Annotated in this window: 8 protein-coding genes and 1 rRNA gene; all 9 read right to left on the reverse strand. The window is 37.8% G+C overall.

Annotated features, from left to right (window positions below; translation table 11 throughout):
* Positions 1-86: ribosomal RNA gene (locus HMPREF0848_RS08420) — 16S ribosomal RNA — on the reverse strand; the annotation flags it as partial.
* A gap of 347 nt (positions 87-433) precedes the next feature.
* Entirely contained in the window at positions 434-2,416 is a 1,983-nt protein-coding gene (ftsH, locus tag HMPREF0848_RS08425) for an ATP-dependent zinc metalloprotease FtsH (RefSeq protein ID WP_037609423.1), read from the reverse strand.
* Between the two features lie 19 nt (positions 2,417-2,435).
* Complete coding sequence (gene hpt, locus HMPREF0848_RS08430) at positions 2,436-2,978, reverse strand: hypoxanthine phosphoribosyltransferase (RefSeq protein WP_002887355.1); 543 nt, start codon at positions 2,976-2,978, stop codon at positions 2,436-2,438.
* Between the two features lie 80 nt (positions 2,979-3,058).
* Positions 3,059-4,324 (reverse strand): tRNA lysidine(34) synthetase TilS, encoded by a 1,266-nt coding sequence (gene tilS / locus HMPREF0848_RS08435; RefSeq protein WP_008535954.1) that lies wholly within the window; start codon positions 4,322-4,324, stop codon positions 3,059-3,061.
* Positions 4,324-5,616 (reverse strand): serine hydrolase, encoded by a 1,293-nt coding sequence (locus tag HMPREF0848_RS08440; protein WP_008535955.1) that lies wholly within the window; start codon positions 5,614-5,616, stop codon positions 4,324-4,326. The genes tilS and HMPREF0848_RS08440 overlap by 1 nt, the downstream gene beginning before the upstream one ends.
* The gene (locus tag HMPREF0848_RS08445) at positions 5,613-5,744 is read right to left on the reverse strand and encodes an SP_0009 family protein (RefSeq protein ID WP_021152711.1); all 132 of its coding nucleotides are present in this window, start codon (positions 5,742-5,744) and stop codon (positions 5,613-5,615) included. The genes HMPREF0848_RS08440 and HMPREF0848_RS08445 overlap by 4 nt, the downstream gene beginning before the upstream one ends.
* Positions 5,744-6,115: an FtsB family cell division protein gene (locus HMPREF0848_RS08450; protein ID WP_002887358.1), complete on the reverse strand. Its 372-nt coding sequence runs from the start codon at positions 6,113-6,115 to the stop codon at positions 5,744-5,746. The genes HMPREF0848_RS08445 and HMPREF0848_RS08450 overlap by 1 nt, the downstream gene beginning before the upstream one ends.
* Complete coding sequence (locus tag HMPREF0848_RS08455; RefSeq protein ID WP_008535957.1) at positions 6,099-6,374, reverse strand: RNA-binding S4 domain-containing protein; 276 nt, start codon at positions 6,372-6,374, stop codon at positions 6,099-6,101. The genes HMPREF0848_RS08450 and HMPREF0848_RS08455 overlap by 17 nt, the downstream gene beginning before the upstream one ends.
* Positions 6,375-6,604: 230 nt before the next feature.
* Positions 6,605-6,779, reverse strand: a 175-nt coding sequence (locus tag HMPREF0848_RS10515; RefSeq protein ID WP_008535959.1) for a transposase, incomplete at its 5' end; no start/stop codon positions are given.

Here is a 6,779-nt window from a genome sequence, read left to right on the forward strand (position 1 = left end):
GCAAGCTCCTCTCTTCAGCGTTCTACTTGCATGTATTAGGCACGCCGCCAGCGTTCGTCCTGAGCCAGGATCAAACTCTCATTAAATTCTTTTAATAATCGTTCGAGCGTTAACTCATTTCCGTCTTCTGACGTTTTATTCTTGTAAATTGACAGGTTATAATTTCTTCTATCATAACCCTGCACTTGGTTTCTTATTCAGTTCTCAAAGGTCTTTGTCTCTCTTAAGACAACTCCTATATTCTAGCAAATCTAGAATATCTTGTCAACACTTTTTGAAAAGTTTTTTCCAAACTTCCTCGTGTCTCAGCTGCATCCTCCGATGTAGCCTATTCATATTATCATCTCTTGCTTGCCTTGTCAATAACTTTTTTAAAGTTTTAATTTTCTTTTTTTGTAACTTTTGTATTCAATAAAAAAGAAGAGTAAACACTCTACTCTTCTTCATCTTTATTATTCTTTGTTTCAAGTCTCTCTTTGACTTCATCAAAAGATAAAGCATGATTATCTTCGTCAGAATCCTCAAGAGAATCTGCTGGCATTTTACCAGTTTTATAGATTGATTTAATCTGTGCAGCGTCGAGTGTTTCATACTTAAGCAAAGCCTCTGCAATGAGAGCATGTGTTTCTCGGTTTGCATTGATAATTTCAGCTGCTTTATCGTGTGCTTCAACCAGAAGTGATCGAATTTCTTCATCAATGAGTTGGGCAGTATGAGCTGAATAAGACTTATCCGGTGTAAATTGACCTGGATTCATAGCATGGTTACCTTCATATTGGACTGGTCCAAGTTTTTCACTCATACCATATTCAGTAACCATTGCACGTGCTAATTGTGTTGCTTGCTCAAAGTCATTTGAAGCACCTGACGTTTGAACATTAAAGATAATTTCTTCTGCCACACGTCCACCCATAAGGCCTGCCAATTGTTCTTTAAGCTCGTCCTTAGATGACAACATTTGATCCTCTTTTGGTAAAGAAATCATATATCCACCTGCACGACCTCGAGGAACAATAGTAACCTTATGAACATCACGAGCACTAGAAAGGGTTAGACCAACAATCGTATGTCCTGCTTCATGGTAAGCCACAACTTTACGTTCGTGTTCAGATACTTGACGATCTTTCTTAGAAGGACCAGCAATAACACGGTCTTCCGCTTCATCAATATCGCTAGCATCAATCCTTGTCTTACTACGTCTCGCTGCAACCAAAGCTGCCTCATTCAAAACATTTTCTAGATCAGCTCCAACAAAACCTGGAGTTTGCTGAGCAACAACCTTAAGGTTAACGTCTTCAGCCAATGGTTTATTCTTAGCATGGACTTTCAAGATGGCTTCACGACCTTTTACATCTGGGCGACCAACAAGAACTTTACGGTCAAATCGTCCTGGACGCAAGAGAGCTGGATCAAGAACATCGCTACGGTTGGTTGCAGCAATGACAATAATATTCTCATTGCCATCAAACCCATCCATTTCAATCAACAACTGGTTGAGGGTCTGTTCACGTTCGTCATTTCCACCACCCATTCCGGTACCACGACGACGACCAACAGCATCAATTTCATCAATAAAGATGATAGCTCTCTCAGCCTTTTTAGCATCTTCAAACAGGCTACGAACACGACTTGCTCCGACACCAACAAACATTTCTACAAAATCAGAACCTGAAATACTGAAGAAGGGAACATCTGCCTCACCAGCCACAGCCTTAGCAAGAAGAGTTTTACCTGTTCCTGGAGGGCCCTCAAGAAGAACCCCCTTAGGAATACGTGCTCCCAAAGCCTTGTATTTACGCGGGTTTTTGAGGAAATCGACTACTTCTACGAGTTCTTCTTTTTCTTCTTCTGCACCCGCTACATCTGTAAAGCGAACCTTAATATTCTCTTTTGATTGTGTTTTAGCACGATTGCGACCAAAATTCATGGCGCCTCGGTTGCCACCTTGATTCATCATAAAAATGAAGAAAATAGCAATACCAATCAAAGGGATATAACTAAAGAGATACGATATCCAAGTGCCACTTGAACTTTCACGAATCATTTTAACATTAACATCAGCTGATTCTGAAGCCGATTGCAATGTTTTCATTGTTGTTTCGTTCTGAAGAACTGTTGAGGTAAAGCTACGTGTCTCTGACGAAGCGCTACCTAAAAATGGTAAACTAAGGTCTGTATCAACCTTCTCGGCCTTTTTGTAGTTTCCTTTAACCTCAATGATACTACCGTTTGGTTGATAGGTGATTGATTTCACCTTACCATCTTTAATTTTATTAACCAACTGCGTGTAAGACAGTGATTGACTTGGACTTTGGCTTCCCCCAGCAAAATGCTGGACTCCTGTTACGATTGCAATAATCACTAAAATATAGAGGAAAGCATTCCGCAAGAAGCCATTATTATTTTTATTATTCATAAGCTAATTAGACCTTTACTTATTTTGTATAAATCTCTTCTTTTAGAACACCAACGTAAGGAAGGTTACGGTACTTTTCGTCATAGTCTAGTCCGAAACCAACAATAAATTCGTTAGGAACATCGTAACATACATAATCAGCTTCAATGTCAACGACGCGACCTTCTGGTTTATCAAAAAGAGTTGCTATTTTTACTGAGTTTGCTTTACGGTATTTGAACATATCTCGAAGGTAAAGGAGGGTACGTCCAGTGTCAATGATATCTTCAATAAAGATGATATCTCGTCCTTCAACATTGGTATCAACATCCTTAAGTATCTTTACCTCACCACTGCTGACAGTTCCACCACCATAACTTGAAACGACCATAAAGTCCATTTCAAGATGTGTATCGATATGTTTGATAAGCTCAGCCATAAATGGAACAGCACCTTTTAAAACACCGACTAAAAGGGGATTTTTTCCTTCATAATCTTTTGTTAATTGCTGACCTAATTCTTTAGTTTTAGCTACGATATCCTCTTGGGAAAAGAGGACTTTTTTAATGTCTTTTTCTAACATTGGGTTCCCTTTCTCGAAGTCAATATTGTGTTATTATACCACTTTTACTTCAATCATCGTTATTTAAACATGGTATTTGATTAGAAATTCTTATAAATGACCACAGTGCCATAAAGTATAGCATTTTCGGGATTTTTTTTCAAATAGAGACGCCCGGAGACATAAAGAAAGATAATCTGACCATCTTGTTCTCCTATAATAGCTTTTTGTCTTTCCTTGTCTGGAATTTTATTGTCTATGAAAAGTCGTCTTAATTTTTTATGGTGACTACCAAAGTCAATCTTATCGCCTTTTTGTCTATGACGAATCGTAATTGGAGAATCTGACCAAATATTAACACAATCTACGTTAGAATTGTCATTGAATTTCGAAAAAGTCAATGTGTACTCCTCAAACGTGATAGATTCTCCAAGTTTTAAGTGACGAGGGGAAGATAAAGATAGAGACTCTTCTTGCCTTATTAAGAAATCAGTTTGTGTTTTGACTAATTCATAACCATTTTTTAGGGGTACCTTTCCAGAAGCTTTTTTTCTTAAGTAACTTAACAATTGATTAAATTGGCCTTTAGAAAGCTGTAAATCAGGAAAGGAGTCTAAATAATTCTGAAGAAGAAGGAGTTGGACAGCATCTGACTGTTGTTGAAAAACAGATAAATCAGTGATAGTAATATCCTTTGTTAACTCCTCTAGAGCTTGCTCCATAAGACCAATCTCCTCGGATAAAAGACAAAGATGCTCCTTGAATTTAGGATTTTCCTGAGATAAGGTAGGGAGATAGGATAGTCTAATACGATTCCGGAGATAGGCTAATGAAGTATTACTCTTATCTTCAAAATGGAAAGTCTCTGGAAGTTGAGCTTTTGTGAGGTGCAAAAAGGGACGAATAATCTGACCAGTGCCAAAAGGTCTTACAGCTGAAATTCCTGTCAAATGTCTTAAACGACTTCCTCTCAAAAGTCTCATAAAAATCGTCTCAGCCTGATCATCAGCATGATGCGCAGTCACAAGGGCAGTGTAACCATAATCCTTCATAACTCTCCGAAAAAACTCATAGCGAAAGGTGCGGGCGTCATTTTCTGAAAACTTTCCTGAGAAGGCACTATAGTGAAAAGAGATCTGATGTTCCTTTGCCCAATGACGTAAATACGTTTCTTCATGCTCCGATTCTTGTCGTTGTTTATGATTAATATGAGCAATCCCAAGCTGAATGTCCAAGTCTTTTTGATGGTTATACAAAAAGTGCAGCAAACTCATCGAGTCTGCCCCACCTGATACTGCTACTAAAATTTTCTTGTGCTGGTTAAAATAACCTTTGTCTTGCATCATTTGCAACAATTTTTCTGTCATTATCTTAAAATTCCATAAACATCATCTGCAATTGAGGTGATTTTGTCATAGCCCTCTTTATCCGTAAAAATCGATAGAATAAAGGGCGAATCTGTATAAACAATTGCCACATCATGTTTAAAGTCGTAGGCATCTCCTATTTTATGTGCAACAGGAACATCAATGTTTTTTGAAATACGTTCGCCATCATAGTCTGTACTTGAAAGATAATTGATAATATCCCCATTTTGCCTATAAACAGACTCCATCAGGGTACCTGCGGCTCTAGCAGTCAACTCCTTTTTATCCATATTCCATGAGGTCGCTGCGGCTTTATCTACTGATTTTTGGAAGGATTTATCATACTGATTGGCTACATAATAACCTAATATATTTGTCGCTACATTATCTGAGTTTTGGGCTACAGCCTTCAACAGATTTTCCAAGCTATAATTCTTATCATCAGGCATTTTACTGATTTTTCCAGAACCATCTGGATCATAGGCACCTGGGAATCCATTCACAGCAGAGGTATATTGGTACTCATCTGATAAAGATAACTTCTTATGCGACAGACGTTCCTGTGCATAATAGAGGACACCTAGCTTGGCTACGCTAGCAGCATACATGCTTTTTTCGTCATTGATAGCTGCTATTTTTCCAGTATCAAGTTGCTTAACATAAACTGAGATGCGCTCTTGATTGTTATACTTCTCGTTAAGTACTTTTTGAACAGCCTCAATGCGATTATCAGTAGTTGACAAGTCAGAGGCATTGATCCAACCTTCTCCATCTGCAAAATAATAAGTTCCAGCATGCGTCTGGGCAGCTCGGCTAACCTTTATCGGTTTGAAACTAGCGAGTTTAGAGTCTGCTTTTTCAGTCCCTAAAACGTAAGGTTCTTTGTAAACTGATAAACCATCTTTAGTCCAGAAGGTCATGTCTACTGGTTTTTGATTATAGACACTATCATCAATAATTGATTGCTGACTAGCGGCTACATAATCACCATCCTGAAGTTGGAAAACAGGTTCACCCTTAGCATTCCAAAAAATAGCAGAAATTGATAGTTTGGTATCTGCTTGAATATTGGCCTTAAAATCTGTTAATTCCTTGTTTTTATAAGTTAGGATACTTGTTACCGTTCTTGGATTTTTAGGAATCTGTTTAAACTGACTCAAACTAACTGTAGTGTTTTGAGTCAACTTTTGGACCTGTTTTGAGGTCAGAGTTAGCTTTTTCTCCATAGGAAGTAGGATTAAAGGACTGGAAGATACAAGCACAACGGTTGCAGCTATAAGGAGCTTTTTCATGCCTGCTTCTTCACCTCTACTTTCCTTGGTATATCTGTTTTGAGTTCTTGATTTTTTTCTGATAGTTCCTCTAACTTAGCTTCTGAGTAGGTTAAAAAAGTTTCTACAGTCTTAAGTAAATCTTTCATTAGGGTAATAAGCTTGGGACAGGATAGATAGACTCTCCTTCACGTGAATAATAGTATTTAGCACGCGCATATTTCTCAGCGAAAGCATCATCCTTAAGTTTTTTAGCCAAATCCTTTCGTTCTTTTGTCTGAGTGGACAGTTTCTCATAGTCTTTCTGAAGTGACAAAACTTCTTTTTCTTGTTGTTTAATATTCATATAGGTCTCAACCAGATTATAGGTTGGCAAGATAAAGAGTAAAACAACAACAAAGAGAATCCATCCCATAAAGCGATTTCTCTGCTCGTGTTCAGCACGCTCTAGACGTTGCTCTTGATTGGCATTATCTATGTAATCGTTCGTAAGTTGTACAATATTAGGCTTCTTGCTCATCTGCTTCAATCCTTGTTTCACTTATAATTTCATACATTTTTGCCGCATCTTCTTTTTTAGTACTATCTTTCATTTCGAGTACACGAACAGTCAGCAGTTTATTTCCGAAACGAACTTCAATCTGGTCCCCAATCTTCAAATCCGTGGATGACTTAGCGAGCACCCCATTCACTTTTATACGTCCTTTATCAGCTACTTCTTTAGCTACTGGACGACGTTTGATAATTCGTGATACTTTTAAATATTTGTCTAATCTCAATATTATTATTTCCTTTTCGTTAGGATATCTCTTCTATGATAGCATTTTTTTTAGAAAATAGCAGACGAAAGCCTTTTTAAACGCAAAAATCATAACCACCCGTCTAACGGGTGGTTTGATCAAGGGCTATAAGCCCATAATACCAGCCAGCGCCTAAAGACGCTGGCTTTCACTTTGTTCAAGCCTTATTGCTTTTGACTCGTCACAAGCCTCTCAAAGAGGCATTCGCATTACTTACCATTATCCCTAAAGGGATTTTCATATTCTTTTACGCTTAATTTGTCCAAAGCGATATCATGCTTCTCTTGTTCCTGAATATATTTCTTAATTGTGGCTTCATTAAGTCCTACCGTACTTACATAATAACCTTCTGCCCAAAAATGTCTGTTCCCAAATTTATATTTT

Source organism: Streptococcus sp. C150, from assembly GCF_000187445.1.
Lineage (GTDB): Bacteria > Bacillota > Bacilli > Lactobacillales > Streptococcaceae > Streptococcus > Streptococcus raffinosi.

Bases quoted from the DNA above. Each gene is read 5' to 3' on its own strand.
- ftsH (WP_037609423.1), bottom strand. From the start codon at position 2,416: ATGAATAATAAAAATAATAATGGCTTCTTGCGGAATGCTTTCCTCTAT.
- hpt (WP_002887355.1), bottom strand. From the start codon at position 2,978: ATGTTAGAAAAAGACATTAAAAAAGTCCTCTTTTCCCAAGAGGATATC.
- tilS (WP_008535954.1), bottom strand. From the start codon at position 4,324: ATGACAGAAAAATTGTTGCAAATGATGCAAGACAAAGGTTATTTTAAC.
- HMPREF0848_RS08440 (WP_008535955.1), bottom strand. From the start codon at position 5,616: ATGAAAAAGCTCCTTATAGCTGCAACCGTTGTGCTTGTATCTTCCAGT.
- HMPREF0848_RS08445 (WP_021152711.1), bottom strand. From the start codon at position 5,744: ATGAAAGATTTACTTAAGACTGTAGAAACTTTTTTAACCTACTCAGAA.
- HMPREF0848_RS08450 (WP_002887358.1), bottom strand. From the start codon at position 6,115: ATGAGCAAGAAGCCTAATATTGTACAACTTACGAACGATTACATAGAT.